This is a genomic window from Pedobacter yonginensis (assembly GCF_003173595.1).
GTDB classification, from domain to species: Bacteria; Bacteroidota; Bacteroidia; order Sphingobacteriales; family Sphingobacteriaceae; genus Pedobacter; species Pedobacter yonginense.
The window spans coordinates 186,340-205,409 of the sequence record NZ_QGNZ01000003.1; the positions used below are offsets into that span (position 1 = coordinate 186,340).

At 38.0% G+C, this 19,070-nt stretch carries 16 protein-coding genes; 5 read left to right on the forward strand and 11 right to left on the reverse strand.

Annotated elements, in window-relative coordinates:
- Position 1: 1 nt before the first annotated feature.
- From dapB to DHW03_RS12460, 4 genes are read right to left on the reverse strand one after another with little or no spacing between them, the layout of a single operon-like run.
- Positions 2–736, reverse strand: coding sequence for a 4-hydroxy-tetrahydrodipicolinate reductase (gene dapB / locus DHW03_RS12445; protein WP_109926182.1), 735 nt, complete (start codon positions 734–736; stop codon positions 2–4).
- A gap of 9 nt (positions 737–745) precedes the next feature.
- Positions 746–1,441, reverse strand: coding sequence for a DUF5683 domain-containing protein (locus DHW03_RS12450; protein WP_109926183.1), 696 nt, complete (start codon positions 1,439–1,441; stop codon positions 746–748).
- Positions 1,441–2,349, reverse strand: a complete 909-nt coding sequence (locus DHW03_RS12455; protein WP_109926184.1) for a ParB/RepB/Spo0J family partition protein — start codon at positions 2,347–2,349, stop codon at positions 1,441–1,443. The genes DHW03_RS12450 and DHW03_RS12455 overlap by 1 nt, the downstream gene beginning before the upstream one ends.
- An 8-nt stretch (positions 2,350–2,357) precedes the next feature.
- Positions 2,358–3,161, reverse strand: a complete 804-nt coding sequence (locus DHW03_RS12460; RefSeq protein WP_056870038.1) for a ParA family protein — start codon at positions 3,159–3,161, stop codon at positions 2,358–2,360.
- A gap of 180 nt (positions 3,162–3,341) precedes the next feature.
- Between DHW03_RS12460 and DHW03_RS12465 the strand changes: the two genes are divergently transcribed.
- Positions 3,342–3,863 (forward strand): NADPH-dependent FMN reductase, encoded by a 522-nt coding sequence (locus tag DHW03_RS12465; protein ID WP_109926185.1) that lies wholly within the window; start codon positions 3,342–3,344, stop codon positions 3,861–3,863.
- A gap of 1,214 nt (positions 3,864–5,077) precedes the next feature.
- On the opposite strand, the gene DHW03_RS12470 is transcribed toward DHW03_RS12465, so the two are convergent.
- On the reverse strand, positions 5,078–5,530 hold the full coding sequence (locus tag DHW03_RS12470; protein WP_109926186.1) for a substrate-binding domain-containing protein: 453 nt from the start codon (positions 5,528–5,530) through the stop codon (positions 5,078–5,080).
- Between the two features lie 46 nt (positions 5,531–5,576).
- Here DHW03_RS12470 and DHW03_RS12475 point away from each other — a divergent pair, with 46 nt between their 5' ends.
- Together DHW03_RS12475 and DHW03_RS12480 are read left to right on the forward strand one after the other, a co-directional pair.
- Positions 5,577–7,211 (forward strand): ABC transporter substrate-binding protein, encoded by a 1,635-nt coding sequence (locus DHW03_RS12475; protein WP_109926187.1) that lies wholly within the window; start codon positions 5,577–5,579, stop codon positions 7,209–7,211.
- 126 nt (positions 7,212–7,337) lie between these two features.
- The gene (locus DHW03_RS12480) at positions 7,338–7,574 is read left to right on the forward strand and encodes a hypothetical protein (protein ID WP_109926188.1); all 237 of its coding nucleotides are present in this window, start codon (positions 7,338–7,340) and stop codon (positions 7,572–7,574) included.
- 755 nt (positions 7,575–8,329) lie between these two features.
- Here DHW03_RS12480 and DHW03_RS12485 read toward each other — a convergent pair.
- From DHW03_RS12485 to DHW03_RS12510, 6 genes are all read right to left on the reverse strand, one after another.
- Positions 8,330–8,521 (reverse strand): hypothetical protein, encoded by a 192-nt coding sequence (locus DHW03_RS12485; RefSeq protein WP_109926189.1) that lies wholly within the window; start codon positions 8,519–8,521, stop codon positions 8,330–8,332.
- An 82-nt stretch (positions 8,522–8,603) separates the two neighbouring features.
- A complete protein-coding gene (locus DHW03_RS12490; protein WP_109926190.1) occupies positions 8,604–9,500 on the reverse strand; it encodes a glycerophosphodiester phosphodiesterase family protein in 897 nt (298 codons plus the stop codon).
- A gap of 2 nt (positions 9,501–9,502) precedes the next feature.
- Positions 9,503–11,596, reverse strand: coding sequence for a glycoside hydrolase domain-containing protein (locus tag DHW03_RS12495; RefSeq protein WP_109926191.1), 2,094 nt, complete (start codon positions 11,594–11,596; stop codon positions 9,503–9,505).
- Between the two features lie 510 nt (positions 11,597–12,106).
- Entirely contained in the window at positions 12,107–12,628 is a 522-nt protein-coding gene (locus DHW03_RS12500) for a DUF2911 domain-containing protein (protein WP_109926192.1), read from the reverse strand.
- A gap of 35 nt (positions 12,629–12,663) precedes the next feature.
- Positions 12,664–14,355 (reverse strand): sodium:solute symporter, encoded by a 1,692-nt coding sequence (locus tag DHW03_RS12505; RefSeq protein WP_109926193.1) that lies wholly within the window; start codon positions 14,353–14,355, stop codon positions 12,664–12,666.
- 100 nt (positions 14,356–14,455) lie between these two features.
- Positions 14,456–16,930 (reverse strand): PIG-L family deacetylase, encoded by a 2,475-nt coding sequence (locus DHW03_RS12510; protein WP_109926194.1) that lies wholly within the window; start codon positions 16,928–16,930, stop codon positions 14,456–14,458.
- A gap of 212 nt (positions 16,931–17,142) precedes the next feature.
- Between DHW03_RS12510 and DHW03_RS12515 the strand changes: the two genes are divergently transcribed.
- Together DHW03_RS12515 and DHW03_RS19685 are read left to right on the forward strand one after the other, a co-directional pair.
- A complete protein-coding gene (locus DHW03_RS12515; protein ID WP_109926195.1) occupies positions 17,143–18,480 on the forward strand; it encodes a sigma-54-dependent transcriptional regulator in 1,338 nt (445 codons plus the stop codon).
- A 501-nt stretch (positions 18,481–18,981) separates the two neighbouring features.
- Positions 18,982–19,059 carry a potassium-transporting ATPase subunit F gene (locus tag DHW03_RS19685; protein ID WP_109926617.1) on the forward strand — a complete coding sequence of 26 codons (78 nt, stop codon included), beginning with the start codon at positions 18,982–18,984 and terminating at the stop codon, positions 19,057–19,059.
- The last annotated feature ends 11 nt before the right edge of the window (positions 19,060–19,070 follow it).

The following is a 19,070-nucleotide window of genomic DNA, read 5'->3' on the forward strand; positions in this document are numbered from 1 at the left end:
TTTATTCAAATATATCAGTAATACTGAAAAAACCCTTTTTATTTTGAAGCCACTCGGCAGCAACCACAGCCCCTAATGCAAAACCTGCTCTACTGTGTGCGGTGTGCTTTATTTCAATCTCATCAACCTCGCTACTGTAAATTACCGTATGGGTTCCTGGGATGTTTTCAATTCTGTGCGATTCAATTAACAATTGATCTGCCTTTGGAAATAATTCCACATCTGTGCCCACAACCTCATTTAACCATTCATTTTTACGGTCTAAATTTTCCACAATTCCTTCTGCAAGGGTAATGGCCGTTCCGCTTGGCGAATCCAATTTTTGTGTATGGTGTATTTCTTCTACCTGTACTTCGTATGCTGGATAGTTATTCATCAATTTTGCCAAAGTTTGGTTTACTTTGAAGAATAAATTTACCCCAATACTAAAGTTAGAGCCATAAAGCAGGGTATTGTTACTAGCGTTACATTCATTTTTGACTTCCTGAAGCTTACCGTACCAGCCTGTGGTACCCACCACCACTGGAACGCCCGCATCGAAACAAATATCAATATTATGCAGAACGGAATCTGGGGTGCTAAAATCAATCGCTACATCGGCATTTTTTAAATTTTGTCGCGTTAAATCTTCTTGATTATCGATTGATATTTTTAAAACGATTTCGTGTCCACGCTCAAGGGCAAATTTTTCGATAATTTGACCCATTTTACCATAACCTAAAAGCGCAATTTTCATGGTTTATAATTAAAATGTTAGGGAAAGCTTCAAGGCAGGTGTTGCACTAAAGCCATACATATTGTTGGTGTTAAGCATTGATGGGAGCACTTTAAAAGAAAGTTTATCGTCAATGTTAAAGAAATGCAAACGTGCAGCAACGTATGCATCAATAATATTTGCGGCATACAATAATCCGTAAGAAAACAGTACAATTTGGCCGTTACGACTAAAAGTGCTTTTATTACCAACGATACCCGCATCAGAATATCGAGCAAGCGCTGGATTTGGGGCTATCGATTTATCCCCAGCCCTGTACTGTGCTTCACGTAAAAAAATATTATAATTTTTCCTGCTATCGATATAAGAAATGGTTAAGGCTGTAAAACCACCATAAATGGCAACAATTTTACTAATGGTATAAACCTTTTGGAAAGCCTGGCTTTTTCCTGCTCGGGTTCCGTAGCCATCATTTAGCAATTGAATGTTATAAATCTGCCCTAAACCCGGAAAAATCATTGATCTGAAAACCGCTTTACGTCCGGCTACCTTTCCAGGATTAACGTATTTGGCTTTCATTGAATCTTGCCGGCTTAAAGGCTGTTTTACTTTCGTTTTAGCGGTATCAATTGGCTTTAATACAGAATCCTTTACCTGAGCTGATGCCTGGCTTAAAAGAAGAATCGTAAAAAAAGAAAGGAGTATTAAAATTTTGCCTTTATACATTACCAATCTAATAATTCTAAAATTCTGTTTAAGTCATCATCACTCATGAAAGGAATCTCAATTGCCCCTTTACCATTCTGACTTACCTTTAGCTTTACCCGAGTTGCAAATTTAGAAGCCAAATCATCTTGCAATTTTTGGTATTGAAAAGAAACGCCTTTAACTTTGGGTTTATCTTCGGCCTTCAATGGCGTATGCTGTAAATTGCGAACAAGTTCTTCAACTTTACGTACAGATAAGCCTTTATCTAAAATTTCTTGGTGTATAAACAATTGTTTATCAACGCCATCAACATTAATTAAAGCCCGGGCATGACCCATCGAAATTTTCGTATCGCGAATAGAGGCCTGTATTGCTGGTGGCAGTTTTAACAAACGCAAATAGTTGGTTACAGTGGTTCGGTTTTTACCCACCCTTTCTCCAAGTTGCTCTTGTTTTAAACCCACCTCATCAATCATCCGTTGAAAACTCAAAGCCACCTCAATGGCGTTTAAATTTTCGCGTTGAATGTTTTCAATCAATGCCATCTCCAACATCTGCTGGTCGTTGGCACTGCGAATGTAAGCCGGAATTTGAGTTAAGCCAGCAAGTTTAGATGCTCTAAACCTCCGCTCACCAGAAATGAGTTGATATTTATTTGCACCTACTTTTCTAACCGTGATGGGTTGTATTAGGCCCTGCACCTTAATCGAATCGGCCAGCTCATTTAAAGCAACCTGATCGAATTCGGTACGTGGCTGGTATGGATTTGTTTCAACTTCAGTTAAACTTAAGTGACTGATATTGCCAATCTGCTCGGTTTCGCTCACAGCATTTACCTGCTGTTTTGGGGGATGAGCAGATTCGCTATCATCTAAAAGCGCACTTAACCCTCTACCTAAACCTGTTTTTCGCTGAAAAGATGTCATCTATAAATTTATAATGTTGCTGTATCTATGTTTTCTTCCTCTTTCAAAAGGCCGTTTTTCTTCACAATCTCACGTGCAAGATTTAGGTAATTGATGGCACCTTTGCAGTTTGCATCGTGCATAATAACCGAAACGCCATAGCTTGGTGCCTCACTTAAACGCGTATTACGCTGAATAATGGTATCAAAAACCAACTCATGGAAATGGGTTCTAACTTCTTCCACCACTTGATTAGATAATCGCAAACGAACATCGTACATGGTGAGCAAAATGCCTTCAATTTCCAGTTCAGGGTTTAAACGGTTCTGCACAATTTTAATTGTATTTAACAATTTTCCTAAGCCTTCTAATGCAAAATACTCACATTGAACTGGAATAATTACAGAATCTGCTGCTGTTAAAGCATTTATGGTAATTAATCCTAATGATGGAGAGCAATCAATGATGATAAAATCATACTGATCTTTAATCTTCTCCAAAACCGCCTTCATTTTATATTCGCGATTGTTTAGGTTAATCATTTCGATTTCAGCACCAACCAAATCAATATGTGCGGGCAGTAAATCTAAATTAGGGGTATCCGTTTTCTGAATGGCCTGTAATGGGTCAATATCATTAATGATGCATTCGTAAATACTATCTTTTATATTTCTCGGGTCAAAACCAATACCCGACGTCGAATTTGCCTGAGGATCAGCATCTACCAATAAAGTTTTATATTCTAACACGGCTAAACTGGCAGCCAAGTTTATAGATGAAGTTGTTTTACCAACACCACCTTTTTGATTTGCTAATGCAATTATTTTGCTCATCTATATCTCAGAAATTTACTTAACGTTTATTTGGGCTGTGTTATTTATGCCTTTTAATCGGCAAAAAGTTCTATTTTTGCGTACTCTAAGCCCTTTTTCTCAATCAGCTAAGATACAAACTATATGGCAATTTTAGCAAAAAGGGTATTCGGGTTTTAAACATCTTATTAACAATTACGCATGGTTACAATTATAGCCGGTACCAATAGGCCCAATAGCAATACGCTAAAAGTTGGTAAATATTACCAGCAACAGCTTAAATTAAAGGGCATAGAAGCTGGCTTATTGAATTTGGAGCACTTACCTGCTGATGTTTTAAATACCGATATGTACGGCAAAAGATCCGCAGAATTTCAAAAAATTCAAGATTTGATAAACGAGACCACCAAGTTCTTGTTCATCATGCCCGAATACAATGGAAGCTATCCAGGTGTTTTAAAAGTGCTGGTTGATGCCTGTAATTTTCCCGATAGTTTTTATGATAAGAAAGCGGCTTTGGTAGGCATTTCCTCTGGTAAATACGGCAACATTAGAGGGGTCGATCATTTTACTGGCGTTTGTCATTATGTGCACCTCAATGTTTTACCACTTCGTTTGCACATTCCAAATATTAAAACCGAACTCGATGCAGAGGGAAATTTAATTCAGCCCGATACCATCAAATTTACCAACGAACAGATGGATAAATTTATAAAGTTTTAAAGATGGGCTTTTTAAACATTGCAATAAACTGCGTGTTTCCCCTCCTCCGCCAAAGTTCGTGGCTTCACTAAGCTCAAGAAATCAATACAAAATGACTGAAAACAGTTGAGATGATGCGTGAAATTTCTTGTCTTCACAAAACTTTAAATCGGACTATTGGTTTTTAAGGATTAGGAAAGCAAAACCTGCATTCCATTTGAAAGGAAGCCCTACTTTCCGCTTTACTCACTGCGTTCGTGCACGCTCCAATTAGGTTTAGGTTACGCAGAACATTGCAAAAAACTGCGTTTTGCCCCCCTCCGCCAAGGTTCGTGTCTTCACGAACCTCAAAAAATCAATACAAAATGACTGAAAACAGTTGAGATGCTTCGCAAAATTTCTTGTCTTCACAAAACTTTAAACTGGACCATTGATTTTTTAAGGATTAGGAAAGCAAAACCTGCATTCCATTTGACAGGAAGCCCTACTTTCCGCTTTACTCACTGCGTTCGTGCCCGCTCCAATTAGGTTTAGGTTACGCAGAACATTGCAATAAACTTCCTGTTCCCATCCTCCGCCAAGGTTTGTGTCTTCACGAACCTCAAAAAATCAATACATAATGACTGAAAACAGTTGAGATGCTTTGCAAAATTTTTTGTGTTCACAAAACTTTAAATTGAGCCATTGCTTTTTAAGAATTAGGAAAGCAAAACCTGCATTCCATTTGAAAGGAAGCCCTACTTTCCGCTTTACTCACTGCGTTCGTGCCCGCTCCAATTAGGTTTAGGTTACGCAGAACATTGCAAAAAACTGCGTTTTGACCCCCTCCGCCAAGGTTCGTGTCTTCATAAAGCTCAAAAAAATCAATGCAAAATGACTGAAAACAGTTGAGATGCTTCGCAAAATGTCTTGTCTTCACAAAACTTTAAATTGGTCCATTGCTTTTTAAGGATTAGGAAAGCAAAACCTGCATTCCATTTGAAAGGAAGCCCTACTTTCCGCTTTACTCACTGCGTTCGTGCCCGCTCCAATTAGGTTTAGGTTACGCAGAACATTGCAACAAACTGCGTTTTGCCCCCCTCCGCCAAGGTTCGTGTCTTCACGAACCTCAAAAAAATCGATTTCAATTGTTGTTTTGTTAAAATGGAGTGCTTCGTGAAGATACGAAACAGGGCAATGGCTATTTATTTTCTCTTAGGTGGTTAGAAGTTGAATAATAGTTGCTCAACCTTTGCTTAAGCCCCAAATCTAATCCACTTATCACCCTCATGACCAAAAATAAAAGAACCGGGGTGTAACATTTCTGCAATGTCTTCAATTAAAGAAACAGCATTTTCCGCAGTTGTACTGCCATGCTCGTCATCATTTAACAAAATAATTCTATTATTTTTAACGGCCTGCCAATCTGGGTCTAAAACCGTTGGTACTTCCCTCATTAAATCCGTTAAGGTTTTTCCTTGTTGGTAATAAATAACAAATACTGCATTTAAAACGTCGGTTTCAAACATTCCACCAGCTTGGGCAATCTGTTCAGCGAGTAGGTAGTTCGGAAAGTTATTTACATCCAAACAAGTCACGGGCATTTTATCCATAAATTTAATCTTATGCTCAACTAAATCTAAACGTTCCTGTAACGCCTCTTGTTCGGTGGCATCAAGGCCAATAAATAAATCGTTTAAAAAAGACATCTGCATTAAATTTATTAATTTGTGCAAAAATAACATTCCTTAACTCATGCAAGGCTCATTTCGATATATTTTTTGGTTTTTCTGTGCTGTTACCCTCCTTTCTTGCAAAGAGAAATCCGATCATCAAGATAAAAAAACATTCAACATTAATCTCGATCAAGGCCTCACCTCCCTAGATCCCGCATTTGCAAGAAACCAAAATGCAATTTGGATGACCAACCAAATTTTTAATGGATTGGTTCAAATCGATTCTTCCTTACAAACCGTTCCTTGCATTGCAAAAACCTGGCAAGTATCTGATGACGCTTTAACCTACACTTTTAATTTAAGAAACGACGTTTACTTCCACGATGATCCAATTTTCAAAAATGGTAAAGGACGCAAAGTGATTGCAAGCGATTTTGCCTATAGTTTTTACCGATTAATCGACCCAAAAGTGGCTTCTTCTGGTGGCTGGATTTTTAGTGATAAAGTAAAAGATCAGACAAACTTCATCGCCCTAAACGACTCCACCTTTCAAATTAAGCTGGTAAGACCGTTTCCACCGTTTATGAGCTTGCTCACCACGCAATATTGCTCTGTGGTACCAAAAGAGGTGGTAGAACATTATGGTAAAGATTTTAGAAGCCATCCCATTGGTACCGGACCATTCAAATTTAAATACTGGAAAGAAGGCGAAATATTGGTGCTCCTTAAAAATGAACATTATTTCGAAAAAGACGCTAAAGGGCTGCAACTACCATATCTTGATGCTTTAAAAGCTTCTTTCATAACCGACAAACAAAGCGGTTTTATGAGCTTTCTTAAAAAAGACCTCGATTTTTACTACAATGTAGATGGCAGCTATCGCGATGACATTTTAACCAAAAGTGGTAAAATGGCTTCCAAGTACAAAGGAAAATTCACCCTCACCAAAAGTCCGTATTTGTGTACCGAATATGTGGGTATTTTAGTCGATTCTTCTTTAAGTATCGTGAAAAACTCCCCTCTGCGGATTAAAAAAGTGCGTCAGGCCATAAACTATTCCATCGATCGAGACAAGTTGATAAAATACCTTCGAAACGGTATTGGCATTGCCGCCACCTCGGGTTTCATCCCAAAAGGAATGCCTGGCTTTGATAGCTTAGCGGTTAAAGGTTATCCTTACAACCCAAAATTAGCCGAAAAGCTGCTGGCAGAGGCTGGGTACCCACAGGGCAGGGGTTTAAGTGAAATTACGCTAAATACCACAACAACCTATAAAGATTTGATTGAGTTTATTCAAGGCGAGCTTACCGCAGTTGGAATAAAAACCAAAATAGATGTGAGTCCGAGTTCCAGTCTGCGAGATTTAATGTCTAAAAACAATGTAAACTTTTTCCGGGGCTCTTGGTTGGCAGATTATGCCGATGGGGAAAATTTCCTTTCTATGTTTTATTCCAAAAATAAGGTGCCCTATGGGCCAAATTACACGGCCTTTTATAATAACAATTTCGATAAGCTTTTTGAGCAAAGTTATTATGAAACAGATAACGAAAAGAGATACCAGCTCTATCGTCAAATGGACCAAATGGTGATGGATTATTCGCCCGTTGTGCCTCTATTTTACGATCAGTCTGTGGTTATGTTACAAAACAACATTTCTGGCTATGCTTTCAATCCATTAAGCTTAATGATTTTAAAGCGCATTAAAAAGAATTAAAAAGTTACTGGGTTTTGAAGAAATTGTTTCAGCTATAAAGGTTAGCCCGCGTTAACGATGGAAGCGGTATCCTTTTTGGGTTTTTCTGCCAAAAAGATATAGCGGACAGCGTGTTAAAACGCCCAAATGATCAGAAAAATCTATTTTCTATGTGTTAGAACCAAATTATTTGGAAATCAACGTGCAGTAGTTCTTGGCAATTTCAGTCCTGCTTTACCTCCAAGCCCAATAAAAAATTGGGGCTTTCCGTTCAATCAGGTTTGGGTACAAAGGTTAGCCCGCGTTAACGATGGAAGCGGCATCCTTTTTGGCTTTTTTCTGCCAAAAAGATATAGCGGACAGCGTGTTAAAACGCCCAAGTGATCAGAAAAATATATTTTCTATGTGTTAGAACTAAATTATTTGGAAATCAACATTCGGTAGTTCTTGGTAATTTCAGTACTGCCTTACCTCCAAGCCAAAGAAAAATTGGGGCTTTCCGTTCAATCAGGTTTGGGTACAGAGGTTAGCCCGCGTTAACGATGGTAGCGGCATCCTTTTTGGCTTTTTCTGCCAAAAAGATATAGCGGACAGCGTGTTAAAACGCCCAAATGATCAGAAAAATATATTTTCTATGTGTTAGAACTAAATTATTTGGAAATCAACGTTCAGTAGTTCTTGGCAATTTCAGTCCTGCTTTACCTCCAAGCCCAATGAAGAATTGGGGCTTTCCGTTCAATCAGGTTTAGGTACAAAGGTTAGCCCGCGTTAACGATGGAAGCGGCATCCTTTTTGGCTTTTTCTGCCAAAAAGATATAGCGGACAGCGTGTTAAAACGCCCAAATGATCAGAAAAATATATTTTCTAGGCTTTAGAATTGAATTACTTGGAAATCAACATTCAGTGGTTGTTAGCATTTTCGGTACTGCCTTACCTCCAAGCCCAATGAAAAACTGATTTGGTATTCTATGAACATGCCTATATCGTTATAAAATTGACTGCGGCCATTTAACGGAAAAAGGGCAACCTTCTAACAGGACTGCCCTTTTTCATTATCTTTGTAATATATTGCCGCGACCTTTTCAAATCGCATTTTCGAGTGGTAATTTATTCCTCTTTATTTACAAAAAGGAAACGATTTACAATAAACCGTAAAGTCCGTGAGCATAAGAGCGAAGTGATGAGGAAACAGACTTCATTTTATCTGGTGAAGGTCCCTTTACCTTATATGCCTCTGGATGTAAATCTAAAGTTTGTTCGTTTTGAGCGTCTTGATTGTTTTTGTTCGTTAGCGTCGCGTTTTCTTCTAAATTCAAATTTAATGGGGCCATGTTCTAATATTTTATATACTATAAACAGGATTGCTCGCATTTAGTTTGTTAAATAATCGTCAAACTGAAAATATTTTCGACTCTATTTGTGCCGTTTTTGAGCTTTTAGATATTCCATTAACTCCGTAGGCCTGTCGGTTTGCAAAATTTTCGGATTATGTTTGATTAACCAACCCCAACTCTCCTCTTTCTTGTTGTCTTCTACTGCCGTATCGTCATCATGTCCGCCGTTTAACGACGGCCATAAACTGTTAAGCCAAATCACTTGACTTTGTGAAATTTTATAGATTTCACCAATTGCAGGATAGGTATCTTGATCGAAAATGGGCTGTATAATGGCTCTTTTATTGGCTTTATAACTGGAAATAATGGCTAAGGCATCATCATTTTTCATCCCAACAACAACCATCAAATAGGCATCTTTCGGCAGGTTATTTTTGACTACAAGCTGATCATAAGGCATGTTATCATATACATTTACAATGGCTTGATTTGTGGTATTCGTTTGGCTTAAAACTTTGAAAACCTGTGGTAAATAGGGATTTCCTTTATCTACGTTGATGATTACTTTGTCTTTAGCGGCCTCCATCATTTCTACAAAAGTTGGGATTGGGTTATTGGTTACCCTGCCTAAGCCATTTTTCAATCTGAAGGTTTTGATTTGCTCAAACGTATAGTCAGAAACTTTGCCCTTCGCATTTGTAGTCCTATCGATGGTATTGTCGTGCATTACTACCAATACACTGTCTTTTGTCATTTTGAGATCGAGTTCTACAATATCAATCCCCTTTTGAATGCAATTTTGCAATCCTTTCAAAGAGTTTTCGGGCTCATTTCGCCAGTCACCACGATGAGCTGCAACCAAGATTTCCCTGCTATTTTTATCAAAAAGTGAGGTCAGTTTTTGCTGTGGGGTTTGAGCGGCAGCATCAAATGCGAAAGATGCAATTGCGATAAATATTAAGCTGATTCTTTTCATAATTAAGGTGTAATGCTTGAAATCCAGTTTTCAGTTGCCGAAGATTTTACGGGTACTGCTGAGGAGACAATCTTTAAAACACCACCCTTATTGATGTCTTCTTGAGTGATGTAATTTTTAATGTACGCCTTCCCGTTTAAGAAAACGTCTTTTATGTATTTATTTTTCGGACTGAAGTTTTCCACTTCAATTGTAAAAACCTTACCCTTAGGCAATTGATAAGTAAGGGATGGAAAGAGAGGAACGTTTAAATAATAAATTGGCCAACCCACACATGCAGGAGAAAAACCGCTTGCGGTAAAAATATACCAAGCACTCATGGCACCAGCATCATCATCCATAGTGCGTAAATAGGCTTGTGGCTGATTTTTATAGATTTTTCCAATATAGCTTCCTATTCCTCGACTATTGTCATTAAAGTAATTTTGAATTACGGTATCGGCAGCGAGTTGATGCATCCAATATTGCGACTTATAACCTTCTTTCGTAATGTTGTACATCAACGGAACTTGCAAATCGGGCTCATTGGCGTGGTTATATAAGTCGCGTTCAAAAAATTCATCGAGATTGGCTAAATATGCTTTCTCTCCGCCGTCCAACTCAACTAATCCTTTAAAATCATAAGGAACAAACCATCTGTATTGCCAAATGGTACCTTGGTATAATCCTCTAGCCTGCATTTGATCTACATCTCGTCTCTTTAAATCTTTGAAATCTTTGTTCCAGTATTTTTTATAGTCTAGTGCCTTATTCCGATAATAATCTGCCTTTTCTTTAATTTTAAGAATGCCAAAAATTTCAGAAAGCGCCCAGTTATCGTAACTGGATTCTAATGCTTTATCTGGCGATTTGTAATCTAAGCCATCCACCTCTTTAACCAAAGAATCGGCTATTTTTGAAAAATCTACTGGATAGCCTTTGCGATAGGCATCAAGCAAAACGACAATGGCATGTTCCGAGCGAACGGTATTGGAGGGTTCATTTTGCGTAGCATAATCTTTTTTACCCGAATTGTATAAATCGGCAATCGAGTTGACCATACCCGAATAACGATCTTGCGCAATGATAGAAAGAAGCGGCAACTGCGTTCGGTAATTATCCCATATGGCCCACCCATTGTAACGAAGATCTTTACTTTGATGTATCTCCCCTTTTGTGTTTCGGTAATTGCCATTTGGCTCTGAAATAACGTATGGCGATTGCATGGTTCGGTACAACAAGGAGTAGAATAATTTTGCATCCTCTAAATTCCCTTCAACGGCAATTTTGCTCAAATTGGTATTCCAATCGATGCTACTTTGTGCTTTTAATTTTTCATAAGTAGATTTATTCAATGAAGCTTTGGCTGCCTCTACGCTTACAGAAGAAAAAGCAATGTTAATTTCTGCCGAGGTGGCATCATTAGCCAAAGTTGAAATGAGGGTATGATCTTGTTGTTTGGTCCATTCAGCGTTTCCCGCGAGTTCCAAATAAAAATAGATTCGGTATTTGCCTGCTCCACAAGTCGTTTTAGAATCTACCCGACCGCCAATTGCATTTTTATTCATTTGATGTTCTTCAGAAACAAATGCTCCATTAAAGGCATAGCCCAAATCTAAATAGAAACCTTTTTTACCTTTTGGAAATTGATACACATGTTTACCGGCATTACCCAAAACGGCAAAGCTGGCCTTAATTTTATTTTCAAAACCAACCTCGTAAAATCCTGGACCGGCCTTTTCTGATGTTTTAATTAAGATGGATTTTTCGGGATCATCGCCTAAAAAAGGTTTTATTAAGATATTTCCACCTGAACCTTGGCAACCTACACCCTCGAAACGGTTGTGGGTAAAGCCTATAAATTTTTTGGCCAAAAACTCGTAACCGGTATGTGTTTTAGGGTATGTTTGCGGCCCAATGCTCAGCATGCTAAACGGATAAGATGCAGCAGGAGACATTTGTCCATGATCTCCAGATGAGCCCAGAAAAACATTAACTAAATTAACTGGTTTGCTTTTTTTTATTGAAAAGTTATTGGTTTGGTTTTGCGCGTAGCAGCCTAAGCCACTGAGCGAAATTAAAGCGATAACAACTTTCTTGATTGTAACGGGATTCATTTAATATAGGTGATTTGGGATTGATAAATCGGCCTAAATTAGATATTTTCAGATTAAGAAGTTGTTAAGTTTACACGCCTTAGGCAGGTTAATTTGGTGTGTAATTCAACATTAGGCCCAATGCTGGTCTCAGACGTTTCATGAATCAGAAATAGTTTCAGCAAGCAGAATTAAATTTCGGACGATATAAGCAAGCTAAAAACGTGTAATGCAAACGCTAATTAAAATCGGTCGATTAAATTTATTTTCCGTGTATTCTGTATCATCGTGACGTAAATATTTGGCTTTAAGTGTTTTACAGAATTAAACACAAACTACAAAGAAAATTAATGTGCAAGAATTGATGTTTTAAAAGCATAGTAGTCATTTTTACAAAAATTAAGGTGGCAATTGTAAAGCCAAAATGAATTGTTGATACGGCGCCATTAAACTGTGGATTTTCCCATCCACAAAAAAACAAAAAAGCCCTCTAATTTGCATTAGAAGGCTTCTTATTTGCAAAATTTTGAATTATTTAATCATAACTGGCACTGAAATTTTATCCCATTCTAGTGCAAATCCAGCTTTTGTAATTTTATAAACCAATCTTTCTTGAGTAGCTTTTAAAGCTTTTGTTTTCACATCTACTCTCAATTGATCTTTTGATTCTTCATACTTATAAGCACCCCACTGTTTAGGTTCTTTGTTAAAAATTGCTGTCCACGTACCGCTCTCTTTTGGAATTAAAAAGAAGCTGTATTTTCCCGCTGGAAGTGTTTTACCTTCTACATTTATGTCTTTATCTGTTTCGATAGTAGTCGCCTCGTTTGCACCAGCACGCCAAACTTTATCCCAAGCCTCTAAATTACCCCAAATTTTACGTCCTTTAACGGCAGGACTACTGTAATTAATGGTAATTGTTGCACCTTTCACTTTTCCGGTAGCAACGGCTGCTGGACTTGGTTTAGGTTGTGCAGCATCTTGTGCAAAAGCGCCTGCTGAAATGGTAATGGCAGTAAAAAGCAGAGCGATAGATTTGATCATCGTTTTCATAATTTATATTTTTATCTGTTTTGTGTTTTTTAATTTTACGAATTTAAGGCTTTGGGTCGATAAAACAACAAACCAAAACCCGAAAATAAGATCACGGCAAATGCTCCAATCACATTAAGCCAAAGAAATGACACTATATCGAAATTATAAACGGCAATAACTACAATTTCTGATAACACCGCCGAAATAAATACCAATGGCCCATCAATCTTCTTAAAATAGAAGGCTACTAAAAAAATACCTAGAATTGGACCATAAAATAAAGAGCCCAACACGTTTACCGCCTCTATCAAAGATCCCATTTGGGTGGCAAACATTGCTACCGCGATGGAAAAGATACCCCAAGCTAGCGTATGTAATCGGCTGTATTTCAATTCTTGCCTATCATCGGGCTTCTCCTTGCTGAAAATAAGGTGAACATCTTTTAACGAGCAGGCAGCCAATGAGTTTAACGCAGCAGAAATAGATCCCCAGCTGGCCAAAAATATGATGGCAAAGAGCAAACCAATCATCCCGATAGGTAAGGTATTTTTAACAAAGTATAAGAAAATGTAATTGGTATCGGTTTTTTCGGCGTTGTAGTTGGATTTATTAATTGCCTGTTCTACCCGTGTGTGCAATAAGGCAACCTGCTTTTGGGTTGTTTTAAATTCCGCTATTGATGTTTCCGACGTGGAGGAAGGATGATCTTTCTCTGCCAATAACTGTTTAGATTGCTGATTAAATTTTTGCTGCAAAGCTTCATGCTCCTTCTCAAATATCGCAGCGCGGTTTGGTTGGGTTTCTTTTAAATATTCATAAGAACGTTCGTTGAAATAAATTGGCGCTGGTTTTAACGAGAAAAAGGCAAAAAGTAGGGCGCCAATAAGCAAAATGGCAAATTGCATCGGTATTTTAACCATCCCATTTAGCAACAAACCCATTTTAGCATTGGTATTGTCTTTCGCCGTAATATATCGCCCAACTTGACTCTGATCTGTTCCAAAGTATGATAAGGCCAAGAAAAAACCTCCAATTAGGCCGCTCCAAATGTTGTATTTATCTTTCCAGTTAAAATCGGTTGTAATAACATTGAGTTTTCCTGATTTTCCGGCTAGGTATAAGGCATCCTTAAATCCAATTCCGTTAGGCATATTTTGCACCAAGAGGTAACCTGCAAAAGCCATTGTTCCTAAAATAATTAGAAATTGAAGCTTTTGAGTATGTGCAATTGCCTTTGCACCACCAACATAGGTGTAAATTAATAGGATTCCGCCTGTTAAAATATTGGTGAGGTAAATGTTCCAATTCAGTACGCTTGATAGAATGATACTGGGTGCATAAATGCTTATTCCGGTTGATAATCCTCTTGAAAATAGGAAGAGTAATGATGTTAACACTCTGGTTTTCTTATCAAACCTTTGCTCCAGATATTCGTAGGCCGTGTAAACATTTAAGCGCTGGAAAATTGGAATAAACGTAATACAAATTACAATCATGGCCAATGGCAAACCAAAATAATACTGAACGAAACGCATTCCATCCGTATAAGCTTGTCCTGGTGCCGATAAAAAGGTAATGGCACTGGCTTGAGTAGCCATAATACCCAATAGCACGATGTACCAAGGCATTTTATTATCGGCCTTTAAGTACGATTCGTTACTTTTTTGTCCTCTGCCAATAAAAACACCGTATGCCACCACGGCAAAAAGCGTAAAAACCAATACAAACCAATCGATATTACTCATGCCCAGTGTTTGGTAAATACATAATATAAAATGATTTGGATAACCAATGCCAGTCCAACAAGGAGGTACCAAGTATTCCAATTTTTAAGTACTTTTCTCATTATTTACTGGCTGATATAAAGTTGAAAAACAATCTGGCCGCACCTACATTCCCCGCAGGTAATTGCCTAAAAAATGCTAGAGGGCTATAAATAAAATTGCCCTTACCATATTTGGCATAAAGTGTTGATCCTTGCGAAGGTGCTTCGCCAGTATCGTTCATTTCGAAAAGTGGCTCATAATTTTTATCCCAGGTATCTACAAAATAGGCACCCCGCTCTTGTACCCAGCCCTTAAAATCTTCATCGGTAATTTTATTTGGATAATTTAATAGGCGCTGATTCGGATTTAAAATTTTAACCGCTGCATTCTGCTCGGTTACCCGATTCCAACCGATACTTAGTGGATACACTCCAAAATCTTGTAGAGCCATATCTTGGGTAGTATTGTATTGCATAACCAACGTGCCTCCATTTTCTACATAAGCGCGTAATGCCACCTGCCAGTTTTTTATTCTTTTCTCTGTATTAATTACGCGAACGCCAGTTACCAAAGCATCGTAAGTATTTAATTTAGAAGTGTTTAATATATCTGTTTCACTTAAAACATCAACCTGCACGCCTGCTTGCCGTAAAAAATCTGGAATTAAATCGCCCGCCCCAGGTATGTAGCCAACCTTTTTAGCCGTAACCTTGATGTCTCCTTTAAGCAACCAAGCGTTGGCTGGCACAAAATATTGTAAAACAGGCAAATGGGGATACTGAATCACCTGCTGGCTTTTATTATAATCACCCGTTTCGGTAATTAAAACCGCCTTGATATTTGATCTATTTAAATTGATTTTAGACAGAAGTTCTTTGTTTATCGTAATGTCGATATTACGAATCTCATTCGCCTTTAAATTGATGTGATCTAGAGCAGTAGATAAACCAAGTTCATTGCCAAATTTTAGTACAATTTTTCCATTGGTAACATCTTTATTTGCCCTCATTCTAAGTGTGGTACTCAAATCTTCCTTATCATTGGCAAAATAAATAGATTCCGCAAATTTGATTTCTACAGCGGGCACTATTCTTAAAGCCTCAACCACATCGCCCTTAACCGGATCCAGTTTTTTATAGGATAAAGGTAGTTTAACGGCAAAGCGTTCTGTTCCTATTTTAAGTTCAAGTTTAACCATTAAAGGTGATTCTTGCTCTGGCAAACCAATTAAAGTATCGTTGCCAACACTAAAGGTAGCGGCATTTTTGGCCGGTTTTTCTAACCAATACGGCTCAGTTAAAAGGGCATTTTCTGGTATTTGAATTTGATGCTCAAGGGTGATTAAAGAATCGTTGGCTAATTTTCTGTTGGCAGATTCGATGGTGTTTAGCCAACTTATTTTTTCTACAACAACATCACTTGTTGATCGTGAAATTAGGTTTAATCTAAAACGATAACTATTCCCGGCAATGGCTTCGGGCTGGTTGGTTACCACTTCTCCCATAAACCCAGCACAGCTCAAAATAATTTGATCTAATGATTTGAGCTTATCTTTCTTCAAGTCTTCATCCTTTAGCAGAGCAAACTTCTTTCTAATTGCAATTAATGCAGGCAAACTTAAATCGGGTTTATTAAAGTTAAATGCCTTTACAATCTTGCTCAAATCCAAATCCATTTCTGGAACACCCTTAGCTGCCCAATTTTTAGTTAGTCCATCAAAAAGGGAAGTTTTAGCTGCTTCGCCGGCAACGTGTGTAAAATACTCGCTTCTAACTCCAGCAATCGACTGTGTTCCTGCGCCTTGGCTTTTATGCAAGCTCCTGCTTAAACCTGCAAGTTCGCCATAACCCATTCCAAGCTGGGCATCATATTGGCCTACGGTAACTTTAAGCTGATCTTCGGCTGTAGTGTTTACCGAACCGAAATTAAATGTGTTCCATAAAAGTCTTTTGGGCTGCCAAACACTTACATATTTCAATTGATTTGGAAAGCGACTTTTATCACCAGCCGCTTTAAAAGCCATTTCTGCAACCACGGCGGATGCAGCATGTTGCCCGTGTCCAGCCGCAGAAGTTGGTGGGAAACGACAAATAATCACGTCAGGTTTAAATTTCCGAATGGCCCAAACCACATCAGCGGTTATGCTATCTGCATCCCATTGCTTAAAAGTATCATTCGTATTTTTCGAAAAACCAAAATCAATTGCTCGTGTAAAAAACTGTTGCGCACCATCTAATTTTCTGGCTTCTAAAAGTTCATGCGTTCTAATTAATCCCAACGCCGCGCCTTGCTCTGTACCTAAAAGATTTTGCCCACCATCACCTCTGGTTAAAGAAAGGTAAGCAGTTTCTACATTTTGCTCGTTAACCAACCACGATAATAAACCTGTATTTTCATCATCTGGATGGGCAGCGAGATATAAAACTTTGGGGATGTGTTGCAGGGTTTTAATTTCCCTAAAAATTTCTGCTGATTTGGCTGGCCTTACCTGTTGGGCCGAACAAAATATTACAGAAAACAATAAGAAAAGTATTGTGGTAAGCCTTTTGAACATATAATTTGTTTTGTTTATTCAAATATGCTCAATTTGTAATAATTTTGATGCTTTCTAAACGAAAAATTTAGTAGATTTTGAAAACCGTAAGCAATTTTCTGCAAATCAAACGCTTACAATAACTGATGTAGATAATTCCGAAATGGGTTTTTTACAATCACGAAAAATAGAATCATTTATTTATTCTTAATATTGTCCCATAAATTAAACCTATGAACGGGATTGTCCTCATCATTGACGATGAAAAGAAAATTTGCAGTTTACTTTCAAGAATTATAGAGCTGGAAGGTTTTAAAACCTTACAAGCAAACACGGGTAAGGAAGGTGTCAAACTACTGAAAACCAATGATGTGAGCTTGGTGATCAGCGATGTTAAATTACCCGATGTTAATGGTGTAGCGCTGGTAAAAGATCTTAAAGCGATTAAACCCTATATTGAAATTATCAATTTAACGGCCTACGGAACCATTGCCGACGGTGTTTTAGCCATTAAAAATGGTGCATTCGATTATTTGGTTAAAGGCGATGATAACGACAAAATTATTCCACTGCTGTATAAAGCAATGGAGAAATCGAACCTTCAAAGGAGGATTTTCGAACTCGAAAATAAAATCACCAAGAAACACAGTTTTAGCACCATCATTGGTCAATCAAAAGCCTTAAAGGAAGCTATAGATTTAGCAAAAAAAGTAAGTCAAACCGATACAACGGTGTTACTATTGGGTGAAACTGGCACCGGAAAGGAAGTTTTTGCACAATCCATTCATTACGAAAGTCCGAGGGCACTAAAACCCTTTGTGGCCCTCAACTGTAGCGGCTTTAGCCCTGAATTGCTAGAAAGTGAGCTGTTTGGCTATAAAGCTGGTGCCTTTACAGGCGCAAATAAAGATAAAAAAGGACTTTTAGAGGAAGCCAACGGAGGTACCCTTTTCTTAGATGAAATTGGTGAAATGAACCTCGATCTTCAGGCGAAATTGTTGCGGGTGTTGGAAAATCAGAGTTTTATCAAAGTTGGGGATACCCTAACGCAACAGGTAAATGTACGCATCCTTGCGGCAACCAATAAAGATTTAAAAGGAGATGCCGCCTCAGGAAAATTTCGCTCCGATTTATATTATCGCCTCTCGGTATTTACCATCGTTCTTCCACCGCTAAGAGAACGTAAAGGCGATATCCAGGCCCTGGCAAAACATTATCTATCCGATTTTTCCAACAAGGTAAACCGTAAAGAATTAAGTTTGGACGATAAAATTCTATCGATTTTTGCCGAACACAGCTGGAAAGGTAACATCCGTGAACTCAAAAATGTAATCGAACGCTTGGTAATCTTATCCGATGGAGACACGTTGAACACATCGGCGCTGCCACCAGAGTTTTTCGAGTTTACCCCGCTTGAGCACGACTACAACCTGCAGCAAATGGAAAAAATGCATATTCAAAAAGTCTTGGCCCATACCAAAGGCAATAAAACCGAGACTTCCAGGTTATTGGGCATCGGTTTAACCACCCTCTACAGAAAAATTGAGGAATACGGGATTAAAGAAGTTTAAAATCCTTCAATTTTTAGTAAAGCAATAGTTGTACTCAACTTTAACGTTAGCCCTTTTTTTCGCTCATACCTGCCTATCGCAGGCAGGCCTTAACCACAAGCCGGTATCTGCTACACCCCAGGTTTACAAAACAAAGTGATTTCAACAAACGCATGTCTGTCCCTCAAATCCATCGCATGGCAATTTCGATTGAGGGGCTATACATTTTAACCTGCTATAAAAACAAGTTAAATTAACCACATTATTAAGCTTACCAAAATGGCAAAAACCCTTCCAAAATGGAAGGGTTTTTTTATGCCTAAAACATCAGAAAAAATAAGATTTTAACACAATTTGTTGATTATCAATATTTTAAAAAAATAATTACTTTACTGGTACAACAGTTGGCAATAGGCATTTCATAAATCATTACAGTTATGACAATTATCCTATTTCTCCTCCTCATTTTGCTCTGCTGGGCAACTTACAAATCAATCGATTGGTTCGAAAAAATTTAAAAACATGGTAGCACTATTCATCATTTCTATCGCCGTATTCATTTATATGATTTACGTGCTGATTAAACCCGAAAAATTTTAACCCCTCCATCA

What these genes read in the sequence shown, in the direction of transcription:
- dapB (WP_109926182.1), bottom strand. Translation starts at nt 736, where the DNA reads ATGAAAATTGCGCTTTTAGGTTATGGTAAAATGGGTCAAATTATCGAA.
- DHW03_RS12450 (WP_109926183.1), bottom strand. Translation starts at nt 1,441, where the DNA reads ATGTATAAAGGCAAAATTTTAATACTCCTTTCTTTTTTTACGATTCTT.
- DHW03_RS12455 (WP_109926184.1), bottom strand. Translation starts at nt 2,349, where the DNA reads ATGACATCTTTTCAGCGAAAAACAGGTTTAGGTAGAGGGTTAAGTGCG.
- DHW03_RS12460 (WP_056870038.1), bottom strand. Translation starts at nt 3,161, where the DNA reads ATGAGCAAAATAATTGCATTAGCAAATCAAAAAGGTGGTGTTGGTAAA.
- DHW03_RS12465 (WP_109926185.1), top strand. Translation starts at nt 3,342, where the DNA reads ATGGTTACAATTATAGCCGGTACCAATAGGCCCAATAGCAATACGCTA.
- DHW03_RS12470 (WP_109926186.1), bottom strand. Translation starts at nt 5,530, where the DNA reads ATGTCTTTTTTAAACGATTTATTTATTGGCCTTGATGCCACCGAACAA.
- DHW03_RS12475 (WP_109926187.1), top strand. Translation starts at nt 5,577, where the DNA reads ATGCAAGGCTCATTTCGATATATTTTTTGGTTTTTCTGTGCTGTTACC.
- DHW03_RS12480 (WP_109926188.1), top strand. Translation starts at nt 7,338, where the DNA reads ATGATCAGAAAAATCTATTTTCTATGTGTTAGAACCAAATTATTTGGA.
- DHW03_RS12485 (WP_109926189.1), bottom strand. Translation starts at nt 8,521, where the DNA reads ATGGCCCCATTAAATTTGAATTTAGAAGAAAACGCGACGCTAACGAAC.
- DHW03_RS12490 (WP_109926190.1), bottom strand. Translation starts at nt 9,500, where the DNA reads ATGAAAAGAATCAGCTTAATATTTATCGCAATTGCATCTTTCGCATTT.
- DHW03_RS12495 (WP_109926191.1), bottom strand. Translation starts at nt 11,596, where the DNA reads ATGAATCCCGTTACAATCAAGAAAGTTGTTATCGCTTTAATTTCGCTC.
- DHW03_RS12500 (WP_109926192.1), bottom strand. Translation starts at nt 12,628, where the DNA reads ATGAAAACGATGATCAAATCTATCGCTCTGCTTTTTACTGCCATTACC.
- DHW03_RS12505 (WP_109926193.1), bottom strand. Translation starts at nt 14,355, where the DNA reads ATGAGTAATATCGATTGGTTTGTATTGGTTTTTACGCTTTTTGCCGTG.
- DHW03_RS12510 (WP_109926194.1), bottom strand. Translation starts at nt 16,930, where the DNA reads ATGTTCAAAAGGCTTACCACAATACTTTTCTTATTGTTTTCTGTAATA.
- DHW03_RS12515 (WP_109926195.1), top strand. Translation starts at nt 17,143, where the DNA reads ATGAACGGGATTGTCCTCATCATTGACGATGAAAAGAAAATTTGCAGT.
- DHW03_RS19685 (WP_109926617.1), top strand. Translation starts at nt 18,982, where the DNA reads ATGGTAGCACTATTCATCATTTCTATCGCCGTATTCATTTATATGATT.